Below are 25,888 nucleotides of genomic sequence, written 5' to 3' on the forward strand. Positions count from 1 at the left end.
ATGAGTAACTTTCTGATGATGGAGAATCCACTCGCGCAGGTCGTGGTCGACTTCCTGATCAACGTCGGCCTGCCGGTTACGGTGGTGCCTGGCGCCAAGGGGTTTATCGACGACGTGGCCATCGTCGACGGCGAGCTGCATGTCGATCCAAAGTGCCGGCCCTCCGGAATTCTCCATGAAGCTGGCCACCTTGCCGTGATCCCCAAGAAGTATCGTGCGTGGTTCAGTGGAAACCTGGACGCCGGTTGGAAGAGGGTGTTTGCGGATGCCGACGTCCTTGCGCTGGGCCCGGATCATCCTGTCTCGCGAGCCCTGATGCAGGCCAGCGATCCTGAAGTCACGGCCTGGGCCTGGGCGGTAGGCAAGCACCTGGGCATCCCTGATGAGTCGATTATCATGGACGACGAGTACGACAACGGCGGTGAAGTCCTGCGTATGCAGCTCAATGGCCACGCGTACATCGGCATCAACGGTCTTTCTCATGGTGGTTTCTGCGTGCGCCGTGCGAACCAATACACGAAACTGCCTGAATACCCGTTGCTTCAGTTCTGGCTTCAGCCTTAAATTCTCGCATCGACTGGAAAGGACGCGATATGAGCTGCGAAATGATCAAAATCCAAAGCGAGCTGCTCGAGGGCGATGCTCTGCGCTGGGCCGTGATGAAAGCTGAAGGTCTAGAGCTGCACCCGATTTTCAAAGAGGGGCAGTTTTCAGTTTGGTTTACACCGGATGACGGCATGCCCTGGGGCCCCAGCTTAACGGCCTACGATACTGACTGGAATCAGACCGGGCGGCTGATCCTCAAGTACAAGATTGGCATCGGGGAAGTCCAAATTGGTGTAGGTACAGCCAAGGGTGATCAATGGGCGGCACACCCGAAACGCCTCAACGAGCCTACGAATTGGAGCTTTGCTGCTGATCCGAGGGTCGCAGTGTGCAAGGCAGTGGTCATTGAGGTTCTCGGAGCCATGGTTGAGATCCCAGCATTTCTGGCTCCAGGGCTACAGCGGCCACTACGCTCGGTTTGACTGCAGGCGCCTGGATGGGGGAGTCGTAACTTTACGCCGGCAGGCGCTGGCTAGTTTTAAAAAGGAATCGGCGGATATGAGTAAGGGAAAAGGGGCGGGCGTCTACATGACGGCCCAAGAACTTGAGGCCATTGATAACGCTCTCGATTTGATCTCAACAACGCTCGAAAGAGCCAGCGTGATTCCTCCCGAGCTTTCTCAAGCCAGTGAAGGTTTGCATAGCCTCATGGATAAATTCCACGCAGCCACCCGGCGAGTAGGCGCTCGCAGGAGACAGAAAAGCGAACCCAATGCGGTTAGCCGAGCGCTGGCGATGATTGCAGAAGAAGAGAAGGCTGCCGGATCCAGTGATTGAACCCGGCATTCGATCTTAAACGCCTAGCGCCTTGGTGAATATCCCGCGAATCCCCATCGTGCTTGAACATAAACCCCGTTATTCACTTACCACCAAAAAGCGTTCGTTTTCGTCGTGCATTTCCGCTACACGCCGTTTGTACTCCGCGACGTCGATCAGATTCGCATGGAGCAGGGCCGTCAGCAGGCCGACGCTCACGCCGTGATACATAGGGATCGCTGCTATGGCAACGTGATCGTGGGGGTCGGATGTGACTTTTAAGGAGTTGATACGAGCCTGTTCGCGGGAGTCAACGATGGCAGATTCCAGGCGTTGCTGCAGTTGTTTGGCATCGACTGGCGGCAATGGAGCAGCGTGCTGCGCGTCAGTAGTCATAGGGCCTCCAAGGCGTTATATGGGGTTTTATACAGTGTACCCGGATGATTTCTCGAAGTCACCAGACGAGGTTTCGGCTGGGGGCTAGCGCTCGCGATAGGTGCTGAGGACGAAGGGAGCCGGATCCGTGGGCTGAACCCGGCAGTAGCGCTTAAACCCCTAGCGCCTTGGTGAATGCCCAGCCGCGAATCTCTCCAACATGCTTGGAGATCTCCTCGTCGAGCCCCTTGTTCACAAGCTCGCGCCCGATATCGCCCAGTTCGACCTTCTCCTCCAGGAACTCGATGATCCTTGGAAGGCAGCCAGGGTCGATCTTCAGGGCTTCATTGCAGGCCTCTACGATAACCTCGGCCCTAGTCTTCGGTGGAAGCTCATCCAGAGGCGGCAGGTACGCCGGCTCACCTTTGACCAGGAAGAACACGAGCTGAGCTACAGCTGGGCTGTTCGATCCGTCCTTGCACTCCCGGAACTGCTCAGCATGCCATTCAGGGTCTTTGACGACTCCGTGTGCTGCCAGGGTGAGGAAGTGGTCTGGGCACTTGTATGAGCCCATAGCGACGTCCATGCTGGCGCTGTATAGCTGGTTGAGGCCAAGTCGCTTGTACTCGTTCAGAAGGGCGTAGGTGCTGCCTGGGAGGCCTGAGGCACTCTCGTTCCTAACATGCTTGGCAAATACAGCCTCATGCTGACGTAGGAGGGCGACCAACGCATCGGGGATGTGCTTCTCTTGGGATGCGGCCAATACTTTGAGAATCAGCACCGAGATGCGTCGACCGACGTTGATAGCTAGCGCACATTCGAGGTCACCGAGCATCCCATCACGCCTCTCGGCAGACATGTTCTGCAGGGGAGTATCCCTGACGTTGTCCTTGTCCTGGGTGAGATAGCCGATCAGGGCTGTGAAGTCGTCCCAGTTGCCGGTCTCCGCCACTTCCATCGCGCATTGCGAGACGTACATCGGCTTGAGGATCGACAGGTAGGACATGAAGCTGTTCTGTGGGGCTGCCAGGGTCTGGCCAGGCTGCATCATGGAGGCAGCAAAGGCCATGAACTCGATTCGACTACGCAGCAGGTCGTAGCCGCTCTTGTCGAGCTGACCGACACCCAGGCCGGGGCGGGCGGCAATGTTCTCGACAGCGTTTTTCAAGGCGCCGAACTGCTCGACGTCGCCGACGTGCAAAGTCTGCTGGATCATTTCCTGGACGCGTGCGAACTCAGCCAGGGGCATCAACGTGCGGTCTTTGCTCCGGTGCGTCTTGATCCTCGCAAAGCACTTCTCCACGTCAGTGATGCTTGGGAGGGCGTTATTCGGGCTGGTCATGGAATTCCCTTTTCGGTCTTTTCACCAGCGTACCAGGCGCGTTGGTGCTTAAACCATGGGGAGAACTCATCGAGTAGCTAATCTGCATTTTAATGCCGAAAAGTCGTGGAAATCTCAGAACATAGGCAATATAATGCCGAACAATAGGCTTAGAAAGGCCTTTGTCTGCAATAAAATGCAGATCAGGGGTTGCCTGAATCCGTAGAGCCACATCATTGAAGGCATGAGCACCATGGCAGAAGTTAAAGCACCCAAGATGTCCAAGCTTAAGAAGAACTGGGGGTGGCTGGCACATAGTCCGTCTTCCGTTGCGCTAATTTTCGGGCTTGTACTGACGGTCGTGGCCGGCTCCGCAATGTACGTTGTTGAGTACACCCGCGAACCGGGCACGCCTTCGCCGTTCGAGAGCAAATGCAATATGTGGAATCGCTGCCGATAACGGAGTTGCATAGTGAGCGTAGTCAGTACTCTTGAGCGAGGTCAGTACCTCGACGATCTACTCAGCAAGCTCTCTGCCGGCACGGTCACCCATGGCCAAGCCATCAGGATGCTGCGTAAGGACGTCACCGGGTTGGATCAAGTCCGCTTCGCCAGGATGTGCAAGATCTCGACTCGCACCCTGAGGAACCTGGAAGGGGACGAGGGTAATCCCACGATTGGCTCCCTTAACGCAGTATTCCAACCTTTCGGGTTTCAGATGGGTGTGGTCAAGCGCGTGCGAAAATTCCCGTACGCATAAAACTCGATTTAAGGATGAATTTAATGTCTGCAAAAACCCTCTTCGGCGCAGCTGGCCTGGTTGTTGAGCGTGTCGTATTTGCTGAAGCGCCAAACTGTGGGTCGTCTCAGATGACTTTCGTCATGTCTCCGAACGACCTGAAGGGCACCCTCGGTGACCCTGAGATGGTGCCAGGCGAAAGCCCTGAGGCATGGGGGGAGTGGACGTGGTCGTTTAAGCTTCCGGACGGAACGCACGGCTCGATCCGTAACTATCGCCGGGGAGGCTTTCGGTGGTACCTGATGGTTGAAGAGGGCGAAGGTCGTGATCAGACTCATGACCGCTCCGTAAAACTTGTGGAGGCCCTCGTTGATATCTTCGATAAAGCAGGTCTTACACTCTTTCCGAACTGGTACCTGCACCCGTTTGTACCTTAGCTCGCGGCACAAAACTCAGCTTTAGGCGCCGGAAGTGGGGATTCCACATTTTTCCCGAGGATCTGGTCGACTGCTTCCGGATCCTCAAGCCGCATGCAGACTCTGACGTTTACCGAAGCGATGGTTTCCTTGCGCCCGAGGATCACATCAATCAACCACTGTCCTTTTTCGCCATGCTTGGCCACGTAGGCGGCTTCGATGTGCTCAGGCACTGAAACCGTCAACCCGGCCTTCCGCACAAAGGCAAGGTTGGGGTACATCGGCGCCAGCGCTTCCAGGACTGCAATACCGATCTGGATGTCAGCAGGGGGGACTTCGTGAATTCCTGGTAGGGCTATCGTATTCATACGTCCTCTTGAGGTTTGGTCTGCTTCTTTCGGCGATCTGTGGCGAGTTTCTTCAGGTAACTGGCGTGCTGATCTGCATAGTCATAGCCACTCCAAGTCAGAGCGGTAACCTGAAATCCTGTGCTGACGTTGTCGGCAAGGACGAGCCCACGACTGTGGAGAAGCCAGGCGGCATGCTGAAATTCGTCGCTGGGTACGCCGGGGAGTTCGGTGATGGGGCGTGCGCGGTGTGGTGCATCCAGTAAGGCCTGGACGATTCCAAAAATAACTCTGAAATCTCGTTTCATGGGCGTTCTTTTTGTTGTTATCGAAACGAAAAGGCCCCTCGAAAGGGGCCTCGTAAGATCAGCTGTTGATCGGCACCTTCCGAGCTTTCTCGGATTCAGGTACGACCACGTTGAGCTTGACGACCAGCAGGCCGTCGATGAACGTGGCTTCTTTCACCTCAACGAGTTGAGGAAACTCCATCGTGCGCTCGAATGCGCGACGTGCGATGCCGCGTGCGAAGAAGCTGGTGTCTTCACTCGTGCCTTCAGGCGCTTTGCCCGTGATGGTCAGGTGGCTGCCTTTAACTTCGATGTCGAGCAGATCCAGGGAGTAGCCGGCCAGGGCCATCTGGATCTCGAAATGACCTTCGTCATGGGCGATGACGTCAGTCGGCGGAAAGCTGAAGACCTTGCACGCGTCAGTAGTACGAGCGATCTGGCGCTGGAAAAAATCAGCCAGAGCAATGCCGGAAATAGCGAAGAAAATGTCCTGCTTTTTCATGTTTTTGTCCCCTTGGGCGACAGATAGGATTCTCAGCCTGATGGCCTGAGCTACACGCGTTATGCCGTGTCAATTCATGCTAATTAGTTTCTGTTTTGGTTGCAACAGGTTGCTGGGCGGCCCGAGCTCGGGAAACCAGATGGGTGGGACAGAAAACACCCGCAATAACATATGCAAAGTATTGACAAATCTGGATCGATTCAACAGCATAGACCCTGCGGCATAACCCTCTCACGCAACCATAAAGAGAGGATCCGTCATCAACCAGATCTGGGATACAAATGAGCACTGCGAAACAAATCACCTCGTTCGTCGAGGCACTGAAGAACTCAGGCATCACGATCTCTGATGAAGCTCGCCTGAAAGACCGCCTGGTCTCCGCCGCCGAAAAGGGCGATGACGTGGAGCACGAATTCAACACGGTGTTCAGCAACACCAAGGCCTCTGGCGTTTCGTTCTACGCCGACGCCACCAAATCCAGTGAAGGGCTGACCAAAGCCTTCAAAGACATCGACTTCGATGGCTTTACCTGGCGCAATTTCCTGCAGAGTCTCAAGCAGCCGTAGGCATTTCTTCGCCACAGCTCTGCTGAATAGCTCGTCCCTAAGCGATTGCTGGGGGCGGGCTTTGTCGTGTCTGGATGAAACCAGCCGGCCAGCGGCCCGGTAGATCCGATTGGGGATTGACGTTCTCACCTGGTAATATGAAGTCGCAGCCCTAGGAACCTCCACTCCCGTGCCACACGAAACGGTGAAGAGACTAGGTTATGCGAGGCCCCGTTCTTCGGGGCTTCCTCTTTTCTGGTGAACAAAACACCCAGAAACGAGAAGGCCACCTACAGGTGGCCAGAATGAAGAAAGGTCTATACGAATAACGTAGGACGAAGAACGATTAAGGTGCGTCGGGTCGAGTGGGGCGTTGCGTCTGCCACTGATGGGTCAAGTAGCCAACCACTCTGAAGCCTACGACTGCGACATTTCCCAGTAGGGTTCTTCGCTCTCATGGGTCTCGTGAAGCTGCATGGTGTGTAAACGGCCTGTCCCTATCCCAAGTTTCGGGTCAGGCCACCATCAAATCAGCAGCCCAACATCTTCAGGATGGAAGCTTTGAAGTTGAATTCGATCTTCGTGCCGTGGTTCAGGCTGGAGATCTCACGATTGATCTCGTCCAGCTGCTTGACGGCTTCAGACTGGCGCTGTTTCAAGCTGGTCATCTCATCAGTCTGGACAACCTTGATCTGAACAGTGTTGATCGAATTGGCCGCGTTCATACGGGCAAAGACCGACTCAACCTGGCCGAACTCAATGGCGTTTTCGTTTTGGTTCTTGACCTGGCGTACCATGTCATTCAGCCACGCACGATGCTTGGTGACCAGATTCCTGCGCTTGAGGAGGATGTCGACCCCGGCCTGGGCATTACCATGGGCGATGGCTTCACCCAGGGCGATGGAGGCTTCGACCATCACGTCCAGTTTCCGGAAGTTTTCCCTCAGGGTAGTGCGGGCAGCGACGGCCTTGTTCTGGTCTTCAACCACGTTGCCTTTGATCGGGCGAGAAGTCTCGGCGATCTCGGCTTGCAAGACATCGATGTCGCGCTGGAGGGTCTCTCCGATCTTGTGCGCCTCGGCCAGGGAGAAGACAGTCTTCGGTTTCATCGCGTTTCCTTTGGAAGCTTAGGTAAAATCAACCGGCAAATCATAATGCAAAACGGGTGGCTGTCAATACATTACGATTGTTCTTTGAGCGGAGTAACGAATTCGCCATTTGGTCGCTGCAGAACCATCTTGTGATCACGGTAACTGACGTGCCAGGTCTCTACGGTTTGCGGGGCTTCTGGGGTGAAGTCCTCGCCTGGTTTTCGTACCCAGAACAGCCTCACGTTGATATCCCCATCGACAGCCGGGATTTGCGTGCACTGCAATATGTTCGCGGCGTAGGTGCGCTTAGTGCCTGGCAAGGTTAACCAGAATTTTGGATTGGGATCGTCCCTAAATTGCATCTGTGGGCAGTCATCAAACCCCAACACTGCAGCTTGATGCTCACCCACAGACATAATGGCGTAGGCGTCAATGTAGTACTGGGTGGGCGGAATCTGGTCAGCGTATTTGTCTGCAAAGTACTGGCCGACCCCGGCCAGAAAATCGCAGCCGGCCAAGGCCGAAAGAGCGACTGCCAGGCCACCAAGCTTGAGAGCTTGCTTCAATTGCCGAAATTGCATCCGGACTTCCTTCTTCGATAGCGCAAAGTGGGTGTGGCTGTGCTTGCGCGGATCGTATTGGAAGACTAGTGCCGGAGCAAGTGGGCTCAGATTCCGAGCTCTTGGATGAAGTGGCGGGCCGCGCTTGGCTTCCTGTTCAGCTCGCTTTCGACCCGGTACAGCGTTGCCTGCAATCGGGTGCGGGGGATAGGGGATTGGGCGCAGTTAACCGTGGCCTTCAGATAGGCGATGGTCACTTCGTGTGTGGCTTTGTCGGTGTGTTCATCGGAGAGCGTCCGGTTCCATCGCTCCAGGGTCTCAATTTCCTCGGTCGCAGCGGCGGCGTCGATCTCACACATTGGCAACTCCCACGCAATGCTCTCGGCGTTGAAGTACCTGAAGCCATCCGGGTCGGTGAGGGAGTTGATGCGGGCCATCAAGAACACCTGGTCTCCTTTCAGGATCTGAAGGCCGTGGGCCTCCTCAGTGCCAGGAGCGCCAAGCTTGTCATTGATACCCGCGACCTTGGCGTACGCTTGCTTGATGGCCAGTCCAAGGGTTTTCGCTTCGCAGAGCTGGGTCAGGTGGTAATCCTTAACACCGGCGTTCTCGACGTCGTTGATGAAATAGCTCGAAAGCATCACGCGGAAAAGCTGCTTGGACATGGCCGGTCTCTGGGTTCGGTTATCTGAAAAACTGGAGCTGTATCCAATCGGCGACTCGCCTGATGGCAGCTGCGTAAAATTCTACTTCTTTGATCTGCTTTTTGGTTTTGCAGATGCTTTTGCAGGTTGATTCGTAGTCCTTGATAGCTCTGTTCAGATTATTGATTAATGTTACACATTCGTCTTTGCTAGACAATTCAACTGCTGAGCCAATCCCTCCATGATCCCACTCATACATACACCCTTGAAGAATGCTGAAGGCAGCCCCTAAGTCTTCCCGCCCAGTATTGTAGGTTTCTTCAAGCTTCGATATTTCGCCGATCTTAATGAAAGCATCAGCGATCTTGCCGTCGGCTTGATGTTTGTTTTGCACAAAGCTGTATCGTTCTAGTTCACTTGGCTGTTTCAAGCCATGCTTGAGGAATGCATTTTCCGCAATACTCTTATCCCAGGAATACCAGATTTTCCCATCTTCCATTTGCCGTTCCTGTGCGTACTCTGCTTTCACCGGCTTGCCATCAGGGCCCATGACCTTAGCGGCTTTGAGCGCATCCCTGGCTTTGGGCATAGTAATGGCGAATTCTTTGGAAAGCTGCTTGATGCCTGCGTAGGATGGTTTGGCGGTTTTCATTACAAAGCCCTGTTATTATTCTTCTCCCTAAGCGGAGCAATGGTATGATTACTCTATATCGACAAATATTCAACGGCAAGATAAATGCTACTAATCAACTACACTTTGTTCATTAAAATGTCCTGATTTAGTTGAATTTGCAGGTGTTTTCGTCATTGTTTTTTTGACGAAAATATTTCGAAAACTAGTCGACTCGAAACGATTCGCTTGTGCACGTTTCGTTCATCTTTTGTCCCTCCGCACTCAAGCTGCTTGAGGTCATAGTGATGCCGGGGATACTCTGAACCAAAGCGAATGCGGGAGTGGTGGTTGTGTATTACTTAGAAACCGGGAAAGTGAGTTCTCAATCCCCAGAGTTCAAGCAGATCTGCCGAATTGTGCGTGATCATGCAGAGCCAGATACTCCGCAATCGCCGAGCGGCCTTGATCTTAACCTCGTTCGCAAAGCCCTGGTCGATCTCCCTGGCGGCGAGCTGGCGCCACTTGCGCTGTACATGATCTCCTATGGCGACATCGAGCTCCTGAAAGAGCTTTGGGCTGTCCGTGGGCCGTTCCAGGTGAACCTTAAGCGCGACCCCTACGAGAACACGTGCACGCTCAATGGGCATGACTTCGTGCTGCTCTCAGATGCTCCGAACCTGTTCGAGGGCCTGAATAAGGTCGAGGATTACCAGAAGCTGTTTCGCTTGATCTCGGACATGGAGTTCCGGGGTCTGATCGACATGACGCCGCAAGGCAGCAATCTGCTCGCCATGGGTAATTCTGAGGTGCTCAGGCGTAACACCCGGAGACGAACCCGGTTCACTGGTGAGTTGCCAAAACTGGATGCCGGCGTTGTGAGCCAGGGCGAACTGCTTCAGGCGTTGACGATGGGCGCCACCAAGCCTGGCATGCTAAAGCCGTACGAAAAGTTGCTTTGCTGGGCCACGCCAGAGATGGTCAGGCAGCATCCTGGGCTTCTGAAGCCCTATGCGGCCAAGCACGAGTTCGAAACCAATGGTGTGTTCTACCCGCCGAAGATGACCATTCAGGAGTGGTCTGAACGTTTCGAGGCCGACGCTCAAGCTGGTACTACTGGATCATTGCCTTCGAAGATCTGGATTCAAAACGAGTGTGACGATGAGCAGGACGTTGCGCGTGTCCTGCTGAGATCGATGGCAACCAACGAGGCGCAATACGGTTTCGATGCTAAGCCAGGCTATGTCCTGTGCCATACATCTGCTGAGTTTTTGTATGAGTTCCCATCTGCGCCTGAGGTGGACTCGGACAACCTTAAACAAGCATGCGACTTTGTCCGCAACTACATGCCCTTCGATTTGATGTACCTGCAGACCATCCCCGGCGCCCGCTTGAACGATGATGAGTTTTATCGTGGTCACACCTACCAGCAGTTCCTATGGCTGCTTGGTAGTGAGCCTGGGGAGGCAGCGGCGACCAAAAATCTCCTGACTCCGTCCCAGTTCAAGGCGATTGCAAGTGGAGAGAAGATAGAGGGCGCACTCCTGGCCGTGCTCAACAAGACCTTCGGCTTCGACAACCAGGGCATGAAGGTCAAACTCGCTATCTACGACATAGACACGCTGAAGGCCATTGACTTCAAATTCGCCGATGGAACGCAGATCGTGTCGGGTAAATCTTCCCCCTCGGCTTATCGCGGTATTTCATCTGCCGTCGACATAGACGCTATTCGCGAAGGCACAGATCCGGAGCCGACCTGGTCAGGTAAACAGACTGAGCTGGTGAAAGCCTATACCGGGTTGATTTCCCTCGGCCTGTGGCCCTGCGCCAAGATTCCTGAGCCTGCTTCGGTCAAAGAGGCGCTTACCCAGTGCACCCGCAAGAAAGACTTCGCTAAGCGGTACAATGAAGTCGCTCTTTCCCTACGGGGCTACCTCATCAACGCTGGCGCTGAAGCTTGTGCTGCCGTGGCCAAGACGCCGGCGCAGTGGGAGTACCTGGTCGACGCCCTGGGCCCTGAAGCCATGAAGCCGTATGTAGCGCAGATGCCGCACACGGCGAGGGGGACTGTTTTTACCTTTGAGCTCGGTGTCTGATGATCTGGACGATCAACGCGGCTGGCGCTTAAGCGTCTGCGCTACCTTGGCGGCTGAAGAAGTCGGGGAATACGTTGGGAAGGTACCGCAAATTTTCAAGTGAATTGAGTAGGGCTCAGTATCGAGCCCTCATGATTTTAACGAGGTATCAATGAGCAACCCAGACAAGCCGCCTAGCTTTAAAAAGGCGATCATGGCTATCAGAGCTCGCTCAAGAAGGACGCACCCGGTCACGCCCGAGACGACCGATCAGGATCTCAAAGAGTGGGAGCTGTTATTTGGCACTCTTGAGCATGAGGATCTGGCGGCGGTCATGGTTGATGCTCTCTGCCATGGCGACAACAAGTTCGCCGAGGTCTTATGGCAGTTGCGGGGCCCGTTCGAGGTAAGGCTCGTCACAGAAGCTGATGGCACCCATGTCTTGAATGGGGTGCCCGGTGACCACCTGCCGGCCAATGACAACATCCTTAACTCCAGCGGCAGCGTGAGTGAGCTAAAGCGGCTCCTCACCAATATCCGCGACATGAATGTCCAGGGCTTGATTGAAACCTCGCCAGACGCTGGCGCTCTGCTGATGAGTGATGGGTTGGGGGATGCGCTTGAACTGTGTCGAGAGGCCAGATTTGAGGGCAAACTTCCGACGTTGAGGAATGAGCGGCTCTCCCAGCCTGAGTTGGTGCTTGGCCTGATGGATGCCAGTAAAGACAGCATCGCCGGCACGACTTATGAGCACGTGTTGTGCTGGGCGGCTCCAGAGATGGTGAGCGCTTACCCTGATAGCCTTCACGCCTTCCACTCGCTGCAGAACGTTAGAGTTCTTGATGGCCGCGATGACTTCCAAACCTACGGATATGCGGAGTGGGCGCGGTTCTTCGAGACCGAAATCGGACAGCGGAAGGGTGTCAATAATCCCCAATCGTACAACTTGACCAGCGAAGCCTTGGTTGAAAACGAGATTGGCCAATTCCTGCTCCATTCGATGGGGTCGCCGCTGGCGCAACACGGATTCCTGGATAACGGCGGCATGGTTCTGTGCGCCACCACAACAGCCTTCCTGGCAGGTTTCGAGACAGCCGGCCCGTTGGATCCTGCGAATTTTCGCGAGAGCGAGTCGTTTGTTGCCAGCTACCTCCCGTTAGACCTGCTCTGCCGGCAGGCTGATAAGACCAACGATTGGAAGTACCCATTGATCAATGGCGTTTTAGGCGCTCAGAAGTCATCTTCGCTGATCAGCATCCTGGATACTGATGTCGAGCTCTCAGCCCGCGTTGCAGCGCTTTTGTCGCCGGCGCAATGGACTTCAGTTGCCAGCACGCTAACGATGGATGCGCCGATGCTGCTTGCCTTACAGAAGGCTGTTGGTATCGATAACAGCGGAATGTCAGCCCTGATCCGGTTTAAGGATTTCCCTATGCTTTACGAGCAGGGCTACAAATTCAGTCCTCGCACCGTACTCAAGGCCGGTGAAAAACAACATCCGAGCGACCTGCTGGATCATCGCGGGGATGTCGTCATGATTGAGCTTGCGAAGATTCACAGGGTCAATGAGAACACCGTGAATTTGCGCGACAAGCTGACGGACACCTACGTAAAGCTGGTGTCCATGGGGCTCTGGCCCGTCGACGTCGAGCGTGAGCCTACCGACCTACGTCAAGTACTGGCCGAGTGCGCCCGGCAGACGAGCTTCGCCGAGAAGCAAGATCGCAGGTCGTTGCTCTACCGGGCCTGGCTGGTGAGGGTCGGGGTAGAGGCGTGTGTAGCTGAGGCGAGATCCCCTCGGGAAATGACGCTGCTGGTAAACGTGCTGGGGGACGAAGCGATGCGCCCTTACGTCGACCGGGTGCCTTTTGCTACGAGAGGACAGATGTTTACTCGCGAACTTGGGGTTTAAAACGTCGCGTCGACCGGCAATGTAAAAGCCCTGTAATTACAGGCCTCAGAGAGTGAAAAACTCGTAGAGTTTCTGACATCCCAGGAACTGGGCCTGTAGTCGCGCCCTGACATTTAATGGGATTTGTTTGGGGGTTGGCTCACTCGGTATTCTGTAGGCAGAGCTCACGTACCTGGAATAAATCATGGCCGGCACTACTACTGCACTCACGACATCGGGTGCTGCCCAAGCCCCACGCGCCACACCCGAAGAATCCGCGATCACGAGTCGGTACCTGGATATCTTGACGCTGCGCCGCCAGCCGTGGGCTGAAAACCTTAAGTTCAAGAGCAATGAAGATGCCCTGAAGAAGGCACCGTTGCCGTGTTCTCCAGAAGAATGCGAACAAATCCTTCAATCGCTGCCCGAGAATTATCTGCCCGTTGCGCTGGCGCAGGCTGGATTCTGTGGCGACATGGAAATTGGCAATCGGATTCTCGAGATCCATGGGCCGATCCACACGGAGCTCTCTGTGCGTGGTTCCCAGACGTTTTTGAATGACGAGCCACTCCCTTACACCTGGGCCAGGGAGTATCTGCGCAACGCCATCTCGCCGGCGGATATTGCCAAGGTGATGGAATGGCTTCCTGAAGTAGGCATGGGCTGGATGGTCGGGAAGGCGAGTGAACATAGCCACCTGTTCCAAGGCGAGGCTTTGGAGCACGCCCTGAAGCACGTTAGAACGACTCAGTTCGACGGTGAGCTTCCGCACCTGGTGTCTGGCCTGGTAGAGCATCCGGAGTTACTGCTGGCGCTGCATGACCGCAAAAGCGGATCAAGCTTTGGAAGCGCCTTCGATAAGATCCTCTGCTGGGTACCGGAGGGAACCGAAACTCACTTTCCGCATGACCTCGTTCCTTACAAGATCGAGCAGAGTATGCATTTCAGGGACACGTTGAAGCATACGCGTGAGGATCAATCTGCAGTTATTCCGCTGGCTGATGTATCAAAGGCGTACCTCGACAAAGTGGTCAACCTTTGGACAAATTCCAATAACCCAAGTCTCACGTACGACGGTATTCGATTCCTAGACCTGAAGCTACGCACCACCACTGCACAGCCGTGCATCGATATTGATGGGGAGATGCTGCTTTCCCATCAGGCCAACCAGTCGATTAAGCACGGTTTCTGGGAGCGACCTGGGATGGTGCTGTGCCAGACGACAGTGGGGTTTCTGAGCAACTTTGAGCTCGGGCCCCAGGAGCCAAGAAATCAGGCAGCGAGCGAGAAATTTGTCTCCAACTACGCGCCAATTGATTTGATCGCCCGCAACTACGGCAGCAAGGATGAAGAAGATGCGCTCATCTACATCGGCAAAATTGGGTACGTTTACTCCGCCGACAAGGCAGTCAAGTCTTTCAACGATCTTGTGAGACACCTCGATGGGCCGGAGCCGCTAAGGTCTCAGATCAAGGGGGTCTTGAACAAAGATCTCATGAGCTTCATGACCAGCCAGCGTGGCAGCACAGAGGTTAACGTCATGTCGCTCCCGATACTTAAACGAGAGTATGGAATCGATAACCAGGGTATAGGCGTTCAGGTCTGGGGTGCTCATATCGATGCATTGCATCAAACTGGTTTTAGGTTCGCGGCGGATACCGACACGAAGTATTGCGAGGAGGCTAGGGACGCTATGTCCCCACTCAAGCCATCCCAAGTGGCTTTCGTTACCATTGGGATGATGGATATGTCCGACGAGCAACAACAGGACACGCATATCAAGGCACTCCAGATGGGATTGTGGGCTACGCCCATCAAGAAGCCGGAATCGATCCCTGAGGCGCTCACAGCGCTCGGACGGCGCAAGTGGAACACCAACACCGTCAAAGGTAAGTTGCCGCACGAGACCAATTCACCCGTTCTGGCGCTTCGAGCTTACGTGTATGAAGCCGGCGTGGAGGCATGTGTGAGGGAGGCCAAAACGACCGCTCATTGGGTTACGCTGCGGACGGTGTTCGGTACCGAGGTGATGAAGCCCTACCTGAAGGATGCGCCATTGCCTGCACAGGCGAAGCTGTTCACGAACGACTTAGGGGTGTAATCGAGGAGGGTGCCGGCGCCGGAGAGCGGTATCGTTGTTCAGGTACTGGCTCAGTGCGTATCCTAGAGGGATAGCTTACGCACCAGGATCTTGTCATGGCCGGTAACCCTCCATTCCCTTACAAAACTCACGAAGAGGCTGCAATCGCACATCCACACCTGCGATTGAACCGGCTGAAAGAGATTCTGACGCTTCGAAACCAGCCTTGGACGGAAAGCCAGTTCAAGTCGAAGGAAGAGCGTGAGAAGACGCCTCCGGATCCTTACACCGCCGACGAGCTCGAAAGCGTCCTGCAAAAACTCATTGCACCCCATATTGCTGAGGCGCTGGCGCTGTCGGCAGCTTGTGCTGATCTCGAAATCGCCAAGCGCCTTGTCGAAATCCACGGGCCAATCCCAGTAGATTTCGTCAGGAAAGAGAAGTACCAGGCCTCGCTAAATGGGGAGTCTATGTACCTGGGCAACCAGCCTTACCTTGGAAATGCCAAGACTACGGCTGATATGGCGAAGGCCATCGAGTGGATGCCAACCGTAGGCCTTGGTTGGATGCTTGGCGTCGACAGTGACCATGGGGAGCTCTACTCCAGCTCCAGCCTGAGCAAGGCCCTGGCCAAGACCAGAGAAGTCGAGTTCACGGGGGCGCTGCCAAGCATAGTCGGGGGGCAGATTGAGCATCCTGAGCTACTGGCGGCACTTTACGCTAAGAAGGCGGCGTCCTGCGTGCCCAAGGCCTACGACCAGATCTTGTGCTGGGTTCCTGAGGATCTTGTGGCCCATTTTTCGGATGAATTGTTCCCGTACACGTCAGTGCAAAACATCGTGTTTGAGGACAGCTACAAGCGGCAGGGGCAGGACAATGCCCAGGCTGTGCGCCTTGTTGATGTTGAAAAAAGCACCTTCGCCGATGTAAAGACCGCTGAGGATGACCGTGACCATCGGCTCGCGTTCAAAGACCTCCTGCTGTGCACTGTACCGAGTGCTGCTGAGCGGGATATCGTAAGCGAGCTGCTCCTGGCGCATCAGGCAACTGAGTCGATCCAGCACGGCTTCTGGAAGCATCCTGGGATGGTGCTTTGCCGCACGTCCGTGGAGTTCCTGGCTGAATTCGATTTTGGCCAGCCAGATCCAATGAACGAGCACCTGGCCAGAGAGTATGTGCACAGCTACGTGCCGGTCGACCTGATGGCCATGGCGTATGGCAACCTCGAGGACGTCTACCAGCGGAGCCTGGTTTCAAAGGTCGGCTTTGGAAGCTTGCGGGAGAGGCAGTCGTATTCGTTTAACCAACTGATCAAGCTCCTCAATACACCAGAGCCTCTAAGCTCGGACGTTCGCGGCATTCTCTCCAAGGATCTGGTGCAGTTCCTGTTGACCCTGAACAAGGATGCCGTGCAGGTAGAGACGCTGCCAGCCCTTTACCGCGATTTCGGGATCGATAACCGAGGCCTTTCGCTGAACGTGTGGTCAACTCATGTAGACGCCCTTTACGAGAGTGGCTTCAAGTTTGCGCCGGGAACGGTGACTGACGTGAAATTCCTGGGAGGTGCTGCGAAAGAAATTGAGGAGCAACCAAACCATGTGATCTTCACGTACATGGATACCAATACTCCGAGTGATCAGGCCTTCCAGGACATGCATACCAAGGCGATCAGCATGGGACTGTGGACTGCGCAGGTGAAACAGCCGGAAAGCGTCACAGAGGCGTTGGCGGGGCTTACACGTCGCAAGTTCCACAACGGCACGAACCTGGTCAAAGGAAAGCTACCGTACGAGGCAAATGCTCCCGTGTGGGCCTATCGCGGATACCTGGCGGTGGCCGGCGTCGAAGCGTGTGCTTTGGTTGCAAAGTCAGATGCCCACTGGAAAGTCCTGGGCGAGGTCTTCGATACCGATGTGCTCAAGCCTTACCTCGAGCAGGCATCCCTTCAGGCGAAGGGCCACTTGTTCATGAAAGACCTGGGCGTTTAAGGGGGGTTGAGACGATGAATCAGCCAAATACTCCAGCTTTTACTGAGTCCTGGAATTTCTTCAAGAACTCCGTTTACGACCGTTCGGAACCATTCGACGCGGGGAAGATTGCTTCTGACCCGAACTGGAACCTGGATCGAGCGGCTCTCGTCCAGGCATGTAATGGACTGCGCACCTCGGAACTGGCGCCAGCGCTGCTGTATGCGGTCTTCCATGGCGACGTAACGTTTACGGAGTACCTGTGGCGCGAGCGAGGCCCGTTTAAGACGCACCTCAAACACACCGGGCCAGGTCAGTTTGAACTGAACGACAAGCCTTATAAGCTCCCTACAGACAGGCAAGATCTGTTCGCCGGCATCAAACAGGCCTCCCAGCTCAAGGCGATGATCGATCTCATCTACAAGACCGAGATCTCGGGCCTGCTTGATGGGGCAGGCGCCCTGTTTCTGTATGGCCAGAAAAACACCGTGGTTAACATAGCGAGAAGGGTGAAGTTCAAAGGTGAGTTGCCGGTATTGAGCGGTGAGTACCTGAGTTCACCGGAACTCATGGTTGCCATGATCGAGGCATCCCATGGCTGCCGATATCGAAAATCGTATGACCCAATTCTTTGTTGGGCCAGTCCGGACATGCTCGAAGCTTATGCCGAGTTCTTAGACCCGTACGTCCCTGTGCATGGGGCGAAAATCGGTGATGAGCAGATGAGCTTTGATACCTGGCAAAAGACGCACGATGAAGCCCTGGCGGCGGGGGCGGAGCCTCCAAAATGCAACAGCATTACCCTGAGATGCACAGCAACGAAAAATGACCTGGTCGGCCAGATCGCCATGCAGGCTTATGGGAACATGAAGCAAAAACATGGGGTCTTTGAGAAGGAAGGTCACGTCCTGTGCCATACGTCAGCACGGTTCCTCGCCGAGTTCGAAAGGCCTGAGGTACTGGCAACCAACAACTACGCGGCAGCGAGGAGTTTTACGGAGCACTACGTGCCCTTAGATTTTCTGACGCTTCATGCTCACCCGAAAGGCAATTTGGGGTGGCCAACAGACGTTGGCTTCGACGAATCGAACGGCGGGAAGGCGCTTCGCTTCATGAACCTGAGCGAAGACATCCACAAAGCCCTTGGCCCGGTGCTGAGTCACGATCAGTGGAGGTTCATCTTGAAGGGTGACGTGATCAAGGGGAAAGACATACTCACGGCAGTGACGGTTCATGGCCTGAACAACCAAGGGATGAACTGGTGCTTTGAGCAGGAAACGCCGGGCGAGCTGAAGGAGCTTGGCTTTAAATGCGTTCCAGAGACAGAAGTGCTACTGAACAGCAAAACAGATGGGAGCGCTTGGGATATCCGGGGCTCAGGCAGAACGAGCGTGGATATCACGGAGATCAAGGATTTCTGCAAGCGAAAGGATCTAGGTAGCTATGGGGAGCCTTGGGCGAAATCCATGCTCGATGACACCTACGAACTGGGCCTGTGGCCTTTCAAAGATCCGAAGCCACCGCTGTCTGACCTGATTGCTAGCCTGGCCAGGAAGAAGAGCCCGCTTAGCGACATCTCTGACGCTGCGGTGATCGCCAGGTTTGTAATCACAGACTCAGCCATCGAGGAGTGCGTGAAGTACGCCAAGAAGGCCAGAGAATGGTCGCTGCTGGCGGACATCCACGGTGCCGAGGCGATGAAGCCCTATGTCACTGAGATGCCGGTGCAATCCAAGGGAAAGGTGTTCACCCTGGAGCTCGGGGTCTAGTCCTGAAACGAATAGGCTAAAATGACAAAAGGCACCTCGAAAGGTGCCTTCTGTTTTGTAGGGTGGCCAGCAAGTGAATGAGCTGTCGGGACATTTAAAAGATGTAGACATGCTCGGCATCTGGCCGATGATTCGACAAAAAGCGGGGGAGGCGTGTTTTCACCATAGAAGTAGCCCCTTCCCAAGCATTCGAACCAAAACTTTTTAAATCATCCAGTGCGTTAGCACTGGTTTTTGTATAGGTGGCCAGCAAAAAATGAGTCTGATGGGACATTTAAAAGATGTAATCACACTCTGCATCTGGCCGTAGATCGACGAGTAGAACAGGGGAGGCGTAGTTTCACCCAAAGAAGTAGCCCCACCCCAAGCATTCGACCTAAAACTTTTAAAGCTTTTCATATCGCCGTAGCGCTATGTTTTAAATTAGTGTGCCAGCAAGTTGTTGCGTGACGGAATAATATGCGATGTAGTCACAGCAGGCATCTGGCGTAAGCCGACAAGTTATGGGTTAGACACTTAGCCTGTAGTCCAATCCCTCATTCGGCTTGGTGTTACTCTATCAAATTAAAACCTTGTGTCAACAACTAATTTGAACAAATTTGGGAAATCCTTTTCCCGTTGTTACATCAATCCAAAGATACAGCGTTGATAGCATCGACCTGGTTTGTACGACCTTCAAAGAAGGACGCCATGACGTTGAACACCTCGTCCGAGAACCCGCCAACCATCAGGGTGTCAGCGCGGTTTGCGCTCACAGAATACTGGTTTGGCGTGATATCGCAGTTGACCATTTTTGCCCGTGGAAACATCCCTTTGTAACGAGCCCAAAGTGTCGACAAATCAGAGCGGTAGTTATCCGCCCAGCTCTCGTTGTCGGAGACCATCACAAGTTGGTCTACTTCGATGTTGTTCTTGATCAAATAGTTGATCACGCTGCCGCAGTTAGTTCCTCCACCAAGGTTTCGCTTGATGGTGTTTGCGATTGTCATAACTTTTGCATCATGTGCAACCCGAAGTGGGGTTGTTTCATACGCAAACGTCACGATGTTCGCCGAACGGTTCTTGTGCATCAGTGCTGCACCAACCAGGGCTGCAACATCCAAGCAAGTTACTTTCGAAGACGCTGATCCTTGGTTGCCAGTAATTGCTTGGCTCATTGAACCCGATACGTCGATGGCAATTACAGTCTTACCCGCGATTTCTGGTACGTTCTCCAGCGCCACTTCCATAGCATCTTCCAACGCCACTTTCAGCTTTTGAGGCAATTCATTGCTAACGTTCAGCATGGCTGTCATCAGCTGGTATGGGAATGCACGCGCCTTGATGATGTTTTCACGATCAGAAAGGCGGGCTGCAACCACATCAACCATCTCTTTGTTCTCGAACACTCCATGACGCTGAAACGTATTGAGATTCATTCGCGTCATTGTCCACTTAGCGTTCGACGCAATGCGCTCCCAATCATGAGTCGACAACGGCAACGCCGTCAGCTTCTGGAATGGCGCCTTCACTGGTGCGTACTTCGACTCGCCGGCAACAAACGCCTCGTAATCGCGGATGAAGTCTGGCAGCAGCGCCACATCGACTGGTTTACCCATGATGTAGGCGTACAGCGCGTTTCGATTTTCATCCTTCGCCTTTGGGTGCGCCAGTTTCAGCACATCCACCAGGCTTGGGTCGCGGCCAACAGAGGCTTCCCACAACGAGTAGTCGTTCAGGTTGCCGATGAAGCGCTTAACCAGACGCTTGGCTTTAGAACCAAGCGACTTACGGCCTACAGCGCCGCTACGCAGGATCTGCACGAAGTTACGCAGCATACGAGCGTTGTCGATGACCTTATCGAACACAACATCCGCCAGGGTGCTCTGACGAGCTACCAGCATTGCGCAGAGCAGGGCCGGCATGTCTTTCATGAAGCCTTTCTGACGAGCGTAGACCGCCAGTTTCGCCAAGTAGTCATCCGACACGTTCTTAGCGTGCTCGGTCACCAGACCCAATTGGTCTTTACCAGCAGCGTAGAACGTGTTGTTGAACGCGCCGGTGCAAGCCAGGGATGCTAAAATTTGCTCAGAGGACTTCAGGTGAGCCTTACCACCTGCGTGGTTCACTACCTGAGTCGAGCCGAATACGTTTTTGTTAGCCATTTCACTTCTCCAAATTCATTCTGAGTCATTCAGACGATGTGAGGAGTACTGCAAGTGAGATGCCAACATTTTGATCATCCTATGAAAATACCTTCGAAATGCCTGTATTTACTGGGCAAAAAGATATTCGCGATGATTCTCAAGAATTGACAGTCTGTCCTTTCTATAGGAAAATCTATTCCACAACATATGAGCATATGCGGACGGATACGATGAATACGGTGATATACAGCTTCTTGGGCACCCAGTTGGACGGCGGATTTCAGGAAAAACGCTGGAACCGCTGGCGCCCGAACGTTGGTATCGCCACTTCGACCGATCCGGAGATCAATACTCTGGTGCTTCTCTACAACGAAAAGCACAAGGCTCTGGCAGAGCGTGTCGCTAAAGATGCGGTGACCGCCGCGAACCGCATGAGCTTCTCTGTGCGCCTCAAGCAGGTCGAGATGGATCCTTATGATCTGCCTTCGACCTATCTGATGATGAGCAAGCTGCGGGAGGAAGAGACCTTCGAGGCGGATACCCGCTACCTGTTCAACCTCAGTACCGGTACCCACATCATCCAGGTCGCGATCTTCAAGATGGTCGAGTCCCGGCGTTGGCCAGGCCTGCTGGCGCAGACTTCAAAGGCTGAAGATTTATCAAGCAAGATCACCCTGATCGACCTAGATCTGCGGGCCTACGACTCGATCATGGATCGCTATCGCCTTGAAGAACTGAAAGGTGAGGATCGTCTCAAGCAGGGTATTCCGACCTTAAACGCGGCCTTCAACACGATGGTGACGAAGCTGCAGCGCGTTGCCTCAAAGTCCGAGAGCCCGATCCTGCTGATGGGGCCAACCGGCGCCGGCAAGACGGCCATGGCTCGCCGTCTGCACTCGGTTAAGCAGCAGTTCGGTTTGCTCAAAGGGGAGTTCGTGGAAGTGAACTGCGCGACCCTCAGGGGTGATACCTGCATGTCGACACTGTTTGGACACAAAAAAGGGGCCTTCACCGGCGCCAACGACAACCGGGAAGGTTTGCTCAAGAAGGCGCACAAGGGGCTGCTGTTCCTTGATGAAATCGGTGAAATGGGTCTGGACGAGCAGGCCATGCTGCTGCACGCCATTGAAGACAAGACCTTCAACCCGGTAGGTAGCGATGCGACTGTTCAAAGTGACTTTCAGTTGATCGCCGGCACCAACCGCGACCTCAATGAGGCCGTGCGGGAGGGGACTTTCCGGGCTGACTTGCTGGCGCGGATCAACACCTGGGCGTTTACGATGCCAGGCCTGCGGGATCGCTTGGAGGACATTGAGCCGAACGTTGGTTATGAGTTGGCCAAGCTGGAGCACGAACACGGCACCCGCTATCGCTTCTTGGCGCCAGCTCGTCAGGCTTACCTGTCCTTCGCATCCTCCAAAGAGGCGCTGTGGACGGGTAACTTCCGTGATTTGGCTGCTTCCATCGAGCGTATGACCACTCTGTGCGACAACGGGGTGATCGATAGCGCCGTGGTCGAGGACGAAATCCAGACCCTCCGGGCAGGTTGGTCGGGTGGCGCTGTGGCCGGTTCCGTAAACACCGTTGACCTGGTCGAAAAGCTGCTGCCAGGCAAAGAGATGAACCTACTTGAGCGGGCGCAGCTGAATGCCGTGCTGGCGCTCTGTGGTGAGGCTAAGAGCTATGCGGCGTTGGGCCGGCAGATCTTCGGGGACTCCGTGGGCAAGAACCCATCTCAGCGGGTAAGGGATCTCCTGGTTGATAACGGGCTCACCCTTGAGCAGGTTAAGGCGATCTTGGCCATGGAAATTCATCGCAGGTAATCGGGTCTTCCCTGGCAGCGCCATGGGGCTTGCTCTTGGCGCTTGCCGAATAGAGCGCAGAAGCGGGAATTCAGCTGCGGTCTGGAAGTAGAGGATAAAAATACAGACAGGTGATCGGGATCGTGTCAGCAATCGATTGAAACGGAGGGAGAAGCTGGGAATCGTGCCAGCAATCGGTTGAAACGGAGTGAGACCTCTGAAAAAAAACTGACAGTAATCGACTGAAATAGACGAAGAAATGGCTTATCAACCTTTTACTTCCGGTTTTATCTGAATCTTTACTTCCGAGTACACAGAGCAGGCTCTAGGGCGGAACTTTCAATGCGCTTCTGGCGTATGCAATCATGGGATATGGAGGGCCCAAATGGCTAACGATGCACTGAATTTGAAACTGTCTGGCGTACTCGATGGATACGCGGTTCGTAAGATCCACCTGGAAGAAGAGGTGGATGCGTCTGGGTATGCGCCAGTCATGGAAAGCCTGCTCTCGCTCGCGGCCACCCGCCAGAACATTGCTGTGGAAAATCCAAGCTCGGAATTTCTGGGTGCATTGAGCCCGAAATCCAAAGGGCTGATGCTGACGAGCGCCCTCCTGACTGATAACGCGGCGCTCTATACGCCGCTGTACGCCGAGATTGATACTTGCCTGGGTGAGATCTATCCCCAAGACCTGACCTCGCTCCTGGGTGGCAGCCAAGCGCCCAAGGCCCTGTCTGAAATGACGAAGCGGGCCTGTCAGGACATGACGATCCTGGGAACCTATAATGCCGGCCTTAACCAAATCAAAGCCTTTCAGACTGGCGATACGCCGCTGGCCAGCATCAAGGCAGACATCACCGATTCTGCATGGGTAGAAAAGCACCCAAATGAAACCCGAAATTTCCTCACGCTCGTTGATGCTGTACCTGAAACGAAGGAAGTCGAGACGCTCAAGCAAGGGCCGCTTGCACGATTCCTGATTGCTGGGCTGAAGCTCGGTGCGGTTGCCACGGTAGTGGCAGGCCTTGGGCTTACCGGGATCTATGGTGCAAGTTTTCTACACACCGCCAGTGGTCTTGGTTACGTCAACCTGGACACAAGGCCGGCCATTGAAACCGTCATGGCCCAAGACAAGGTTGAAATGCACAAAATCGTTCGTGCTGGTGAGTTCGACAGCGTGAAGCTCTTCAGCAACTATCTCGACAACCTGCAAAAAAAGTCAGTTCGTGATGCTGTTCGTAGCTTCTACAACGACCAGACCGTTGGTGTGGCGATGCTGGCCGAGAAGGGGAAATACTCCGATGATGGGCTCTGCATCGTTTCGTATGAGCAGACTGCGCCGGTAAGCAAGGATGGTCACTTTTCCGAATTTGGCGACCAGACGGGCATGATCGTCGAAAAGAATCTGCATGACTTCTTCGTCAAATCGCATGAAACAGGTCACTGCTTCTTCCAAGTCGATAACGGGGCAGTTCGTGAGCTCGACATCCAGCAGTACCGCTACCAAAAGAGCCTGGAGGAGATTTACGGCGACCTCGTAGCCATTCTCGACCACATGCACGAAACCGGCGCCAATGACCTGTACACCAATTACCTCAGGCCAGCACGGATTGCCTACGTCAAAGACTTCGATCACAAAACCGCCTGGGCTCTGGACATCATCCTTCCCGAAATCGACCCTGCTGCCATTCAATTGAAAGACAAGGTTGAAATTCCTCAGATCGCAAAGTATCTGATGGAGAAGCACTTCATGACCAAGACCGGGAGCTATTTTCCTGGGGAAATGCGTCTTGCAGAAGAAAAACTGATAGACACACCAGCTTCCATGGCGATGTGGATGGAGATTATCGCTGCCCGTAAGTTAGAGATGGCGCATTTCGAAGATAAATGGGCAGTGAAGCTGGCCAACGATGTGCAAGACTCGCTGGCGCAGCACTATGCCAAGTACCAGGGTGTTGCCAGTCAGGAAACGATGGATCGAGCCAAGGCCGGCTACGAGACGCTCGCCGAAAAATACAATCTCAAGCCACTTGAGGTCACCGAGGTAGCCCCGGCCAAGTTGGCTAAACCTCAAGAGTCCCTGCTATCCAGATACCTGTAGCCAATACGATAGGCCCGTAGATGGGGAGTCGGGCCTTCCCTGGCAGAGCCAAGGGGCTTAATCTTTCGTTTCACCGCATGGAAGTCATTGAGATGAGTGAGTCAAACGCAGCACTGTTCCACAGAATCTTCGGCCACCTGCCAAACCTGGAACAGTCGATCCTTGCTCATCCTTTCTATCGGGAGGGTGCCGACAGATCCGGCAAGCTCCTGCACGTTTGCCAGGCTCTAGAGAGCGGCTGCACACCATTTGAGATCATCCGTGCGCTGTCCAGCACGTCGGTAGGCGGTGAGGATCAACACCGAAGCACGGTGTTCCTGGCTATCGCCTACGCGCATATCGGCCCGCTGGAGTTCGACCAGGTCTTCCAGGATTGGCTCGACCATTCCGAGGATCTGCTCTGGAAGGTGGGTGGTGCTAAGCGCTTCCCATCGTTTAACGAAGTCGAGACAGCTGTGATGGTTAAGCGCGGGATTTCGCTCGTGCGCCGTGGGGATGGCTCCCTGAGGCCCCACGATGAGCTTGAACGCTTTGCAGGCAAAGGAGGGCAGGCTTTCTCGTTCATCCAGTCAGCGCTGCTCCATGATGACCTGGAGGGGCTTGAGCACCTGGAGTCGACACCGGGGATGGCCAAACGAATCGATCATGATGATATCGTCGAGTTCGTAGACTCCATCGTCCATGCCAAGCGTGAATTCGCTGAGAAAGGGGAGGAGCACTTCGAGGGCCTTCCGCCGATCCCAAGGGTAACGGCGCGGTTCTATACACAGCGGCTCATGCGCGATTACTGGCTGGCTATCACGGGGGCGATCTCTAAGGGCTCGATGGAGACCCTTGAAGCCAGTTTTAACCCTGACCTGTCGGTTAGAGGTGGTAGCGACCTGGTGCTGGATCTTTTAAACGACCAGACGATCACACTGCCGGCGCAGCGTAGCGTTGCGACCGCTTATGTGGCCAAGCATGTAGCCGCTGGCGCGGACATGGTCGATGCCTACCATGTGATGGCCCTTGGTCGTGTTTACGCAAAGGACTACGCCGGCGCCCCAGTTCCTTTGGATGTCGTCGTAAGCCGCGCCTTGAGCCAAGACTCAGGGGTGCGAGGCAACTTCCAGTGGTTCCTGCTCATGTACACCCCGGAGCAGATTCTTGAGCATCACAGTGCTCAGGACTGCCTGAAACTGCTTTACAGCATGACCGGCGACCTCAAGTACATGGCCTGCATTGAGTCCCTGGAGTACCGGGGCCAGGAATTTCTCAAAGAGCTTGGTGTTTAAACTT

General features: G+C 54.5%; 24 protein-coding genes. 14 read left to right on the plus strand and 10 right to left on the minus strand.

What is annotated here, in order from left to right; genetic code table 11:
* From DKB71_RS37545 to DKB71_RS37555, 3 genes are all read left to right on the plus strand, one after another.
* Complete coding sequence (locus tag DKB71_RS37545; protein WP_408601697.1) at positions 1–564, plus strand: hypothetical protein; 564 nt, start codon at positions 1–3, stop codon at positions 562–564.
* A gap of 41 nt (positions 565–605) precedes the next feature.
* Positions 606–1,028: a phage protein NinX family protein gene (locus tag DKB71_RS37550; RefSeq protein ID WP_408601699.1), complete on the plus strand. Its 423-nt coding sequence runs from the start codon at positions 606–608 to the stop codon at positions 1,026–1,028.
* Positions 1,029–1,104: 76 nt separating this feature from the next.
* On the plus strand, positions 1,105–1,383 hold the full coding sequence (locus DKB71_RS37555) for a hypothetical protein (RefSeq protein ID WP_408601700.1): 279 nt from the start codon (positions 1,105–1,107) through the stop codon (positions 1,381–1,383).
* A gap of 78 nt (positions 1,384–1,461) precedes the next feature.
* Here the strand turns inward: DKB71_RS37555 and DKB71_RS37560 are convergent, their stop codons facing one another.
* Together DKB71_RS37560 and DKB71_RS37565 are read right to left on the minus strand one after the other, a co-directional pair.
* Positions 1,462–1,758 carry a hypothetical protein gene (locus tag DKB71_RS37560; protein WP_408601702.1) on the minus strand — a complete coding sequence of 99 codons (297 nt, stop codon included), beginning with the start codon at positions 1,756–1,758 and terminating at the stop codon, positions 1,462–1,464.
* Between the two features lie 151 nt (positions 1,759–1,909).
* The gene (locus tag DKB71_RS37565) at positions 1,910–3,079 is read right to left on the minus strand and encodes a hypothetical protein (RefSeq protein ID WP_408601703.1); all 1,170 of its coding nucleotides are present in this window, start codon (positions 3,077–3,079) and stop codon (positions 1,910–1,912) included.
* A 451-nt stretch (positions 3,080–3,530) separates the two neighbouring features.
* On the opposite strand from DKB71_RS37565, the gene DKB71_RS37570 reads away from it, so the two are divergent.
* A complete protein-coding gene (locus DKB71_RS37570; RefSeq protein ID WP_408601704.1) occupies positions 3,531–3,818 on the plus strand; it encodes a helix-turn-helix domain-containing protein in 288 nt (95 codons plus the stop codon).
* Positions 3,819–3,841: 23 nt separating this feature from the next.
* Positions 3,842–4,234, plus strand: a complete 393-nt coding sequence (locus tag DKB71_RS37575; protein ID WP_408601705.1) for a hypothetical protein — start codon at positions 3,842–3,844, stop codon at positions 4,232–4,234.
* Here DKB71_RS37575 and DKB71_RS37580 read toward each other — a convergent pair.
* From DKB71_RS37580 to DKB71_RS37590, 3 genes are read right to left on the minus strand one after another with little or no spacing between them, the layout of a single operon-like run.
* The gene (locus DKB71_RS37580) at positions 4,231–4,581 is read right to left on the minus strand and encodes a hypothetical protein (protein ID WP_408601706.1); all 351 of its coding nucleotides are present in this window, start codon (positions 4,579–4,581) and stop codon (positions 4,231–4,233) included. The genes DKB71_RS37575 and DKB71_RS37580 overlap by 4 nt on opposite strands.
* The gene (locus DKB71_RS37585) at positions 4,578–4,868 is read right to left on the minus strand and encodes a hypothetical protein (RefSeq protein ID WP_408601707.1); all 291 of its coding nucleotides are present in this window, start codon (positions 4,866–4,868) and stop codon (positions 4,578–4,580) included. The genes DKB71_RS37580 and DKB71_RS37585 overlap by 4 nt, the downstream gene beginning before the upstream one ends.
* 58 nt (positions 4,869–4,926) lie before the next feature.
* Positions 4,927–5,349, minus strand: a complete 423-nt coding sequence (locus DKB71_RS37590; RefSeq protein ID WP_408601708.1) for an Hsp20 family protein — start codon at positions 5,347–5,349, stop codon at positions 4,927–4,929.
* A gap of 281 nt (positions 5,350–5,630) precedes the next feature.
* Here DKB71_RS37590 and DKB71_RS37595 point away from each other — a divergent pair, with 281 nt between their 5' ends.
* Positions 5,631–5,915 (plus strand): hypothetical protein, encoded by a 285-nt coding sequence (locus DKB71_RS37595; protein ID WP_408601709.1) that lies wholly within the window; start codon positions 5,631–5,633, stop codon positions 5,913–5,915.
* 509 nt (positions 5,916–6,424) lie between these two features.
* Here the strand turns inward: DKB71_RS37595 and DKB71_RS37600 are convergent.
* The 4 genes from DKB71_RS37600 to DKB71_RS37615 form a co-directional block, all read right to left on the minus strand.
* Positions 6,425–7,003, minus strand: coding sequence for a hypothetical protein (locus DKB71_RS37600; protein WP_408601710.1), 579 nt, complete (start codon positions 7,001–7,003; stop codon positions 6,425–6,427).
* A gap of 71 nt (positions 7,004–7,074) precedes the next feature.
* Complete coding sequence (locus DKB71_RS37605; protein WP_408601711.1) at positions 7,075–7,566, minus strand: hypothetical protein; 492 nt, start codon at positions 7,564–7,566, stop codon at positions 7,075–7,077.
* 86 nt (positions 7,567–7,652) lie between these two features.
* Entirely contained in the window at positions 7,653–8,210 is a 558-nt protein-coding gene (locus DKB71_RS37610) for a hypothetical protein (RefSeq protein WP_408601712.1), read from the minus strand.
* Positions 8,211–8,229: 19 nt separating this feature from the next.
* Positions 8,230–8,841: a hypothetical protein gene (locus DKB71_RS37615; RefSeq protein WP_408601713.1), complete on the minus strand. Its 612-nt coding sequence runs from the start codon at positions 8,839–8,841 to the stop codon at positions 8,230–8,232.
* Between the two features lie 311 nt (positions 8,842–9,152).
* Between DKB71_RS37615 and DKB71_RS37620 the strand changes: the two genes are divergently transcribed.
* The 5 genes from DKB71_RS37620 to DKB71_RS37640 all read left to right on the plus strand — a co-directional run bounded on the left by DKB71_RS37620 (position 9,153) and on the right by DKB71_RS37640 (position 18,581).
* The gene (locus DKB71_RS37620) at positions 9,153–10,895 is read left to right on the plus strand and encodes a hypothetical protein (protein WP_408601715.1); all 1,743 of its coding nucleotides are present in this window, start codon (positions 9,153–9,155) and stop codon (positions 10,893–10,895) included.
* A gap of 151 nt (positions 10,896–11,046) precedes the next feature.
* Entirely contained in the window at positions 11,047–12,786 is a 1,740-nt protein-coding gene (locus tag DKB71_RS37625) for a hypothetical protein (protein ID WP_408601716.1), read from the plus strand.
* A 184-nt stretch (positions 12,787–12,970) separates the two neighbouring features.
* Positions 12,971–14,866: a hypothetical protein gene (locus tag DKB71_RS37630; protein WP_408601717.1), complete on the plus strand. Its 1,896-nt coding sequence runs from the start codon at positions 12,971–12,973 to the stop codon at positions 14,864–14,866.
* 95 nt (positions 14,867–14,961) lie between these two features.
* Positions 14,962–16,833: a hypothetical protein gene (locus tag DKB71_RS37635; RefSeq protein WP_408601719.1), complete on the plus strand. Its 1,872-nt coding sequence runs from the start codon at positions 14,962–14,964 to the stop codon at positions 16,831–16,833.
* A 14-nt stretch (positions 16,834–16,847) separates the two neighbouring features.
* Positions 16,848–18,581: a hypothetical protein gene (locus DKB71_RS37640; RefSeq protein WP_408601720.1), complete on the plus strand. Its 1,734-nt coding sequence runs from the start codon at positions 16,848–16,850 to the stop codon at positions 18,579–18,581.
* 626 nt (positions 18,582–19,207) lie between these two features.
* Here the strand turns inward: DKB71_RS37640 and DKB71_RS37645 are convergent.
* Positions 19,208–20,725 carry a vWA domain-containing protein gene (locus DKB71_RS37645; RefSeq protein WP_408601722.1) on the minus strand — a complete coding sequence of 506 codons (1,518 nt, stop codon included), beginning with the start codon at positions 20,723–20,725 and terminating at the stop codon, positions 19,208–19,210.
* 98 nt (positions 20,726–20,823) lie between these two features.
* Between DKB71_RS37645 and DKB71_RS37650 the strand changes: the two genes are divergently transcribed.
* The 3 genes from DKB71_RS37650 (at position 20,824) to DKB71_RS37660 (ending at position 25,884) form a co-directional block, all read left to right on the plus strand.
* Positions 20,824–22,530, plus strand: a complete 1,707-nt coding sequence (locus tag DKB71_RS37650; protein ID WP_408601723.1) for an RNA repair transcriptional activator RtcR family protein — start codon at positions 20,824–20,826, stop codon at positions 22,528–22,530.
* A gap of 364 nt (positions 22,531–22,894) precedes the next feature.
* Positions 22,895–24,610, plus strand: coding sequence for a hypothetical protein (locus DKB71_RS37655; RefSeq protein ID WP_408601724.1), 1,716 nt, complete (start codon positions 22,895–22,897; stop codon positions 24,608–24,610).
* Between the two features lie 92 nt (positions 24,611–24,702).
* Positions 24,703–25,884 carry a hypothetical protein gene (locus tag DKB71_RS37660; RefSeq protein WP_408601725.1) on the plus strand — a complete coding sequence of 394 codons (1,182 nt, stop codon included), beginning with the start codon at positions 24,703–24,705 and terminating at the stop codon, positions 25,882–25,884.
* Positions 25,885–25,888: the final 4 nt, after the last annotated feature.

The sequence above is a fragment of the Pseudomonas sp. PLMAX genome (assembly GCF_046042685.1).
Taxonomy (GTDB): Bacteria; Pseudomonadota; Gammaproteobacteria; order Pseudomonadales; family Pseudomonadaceae; genus Aquipseudomonas; species Aquipseudomonas putida_AE.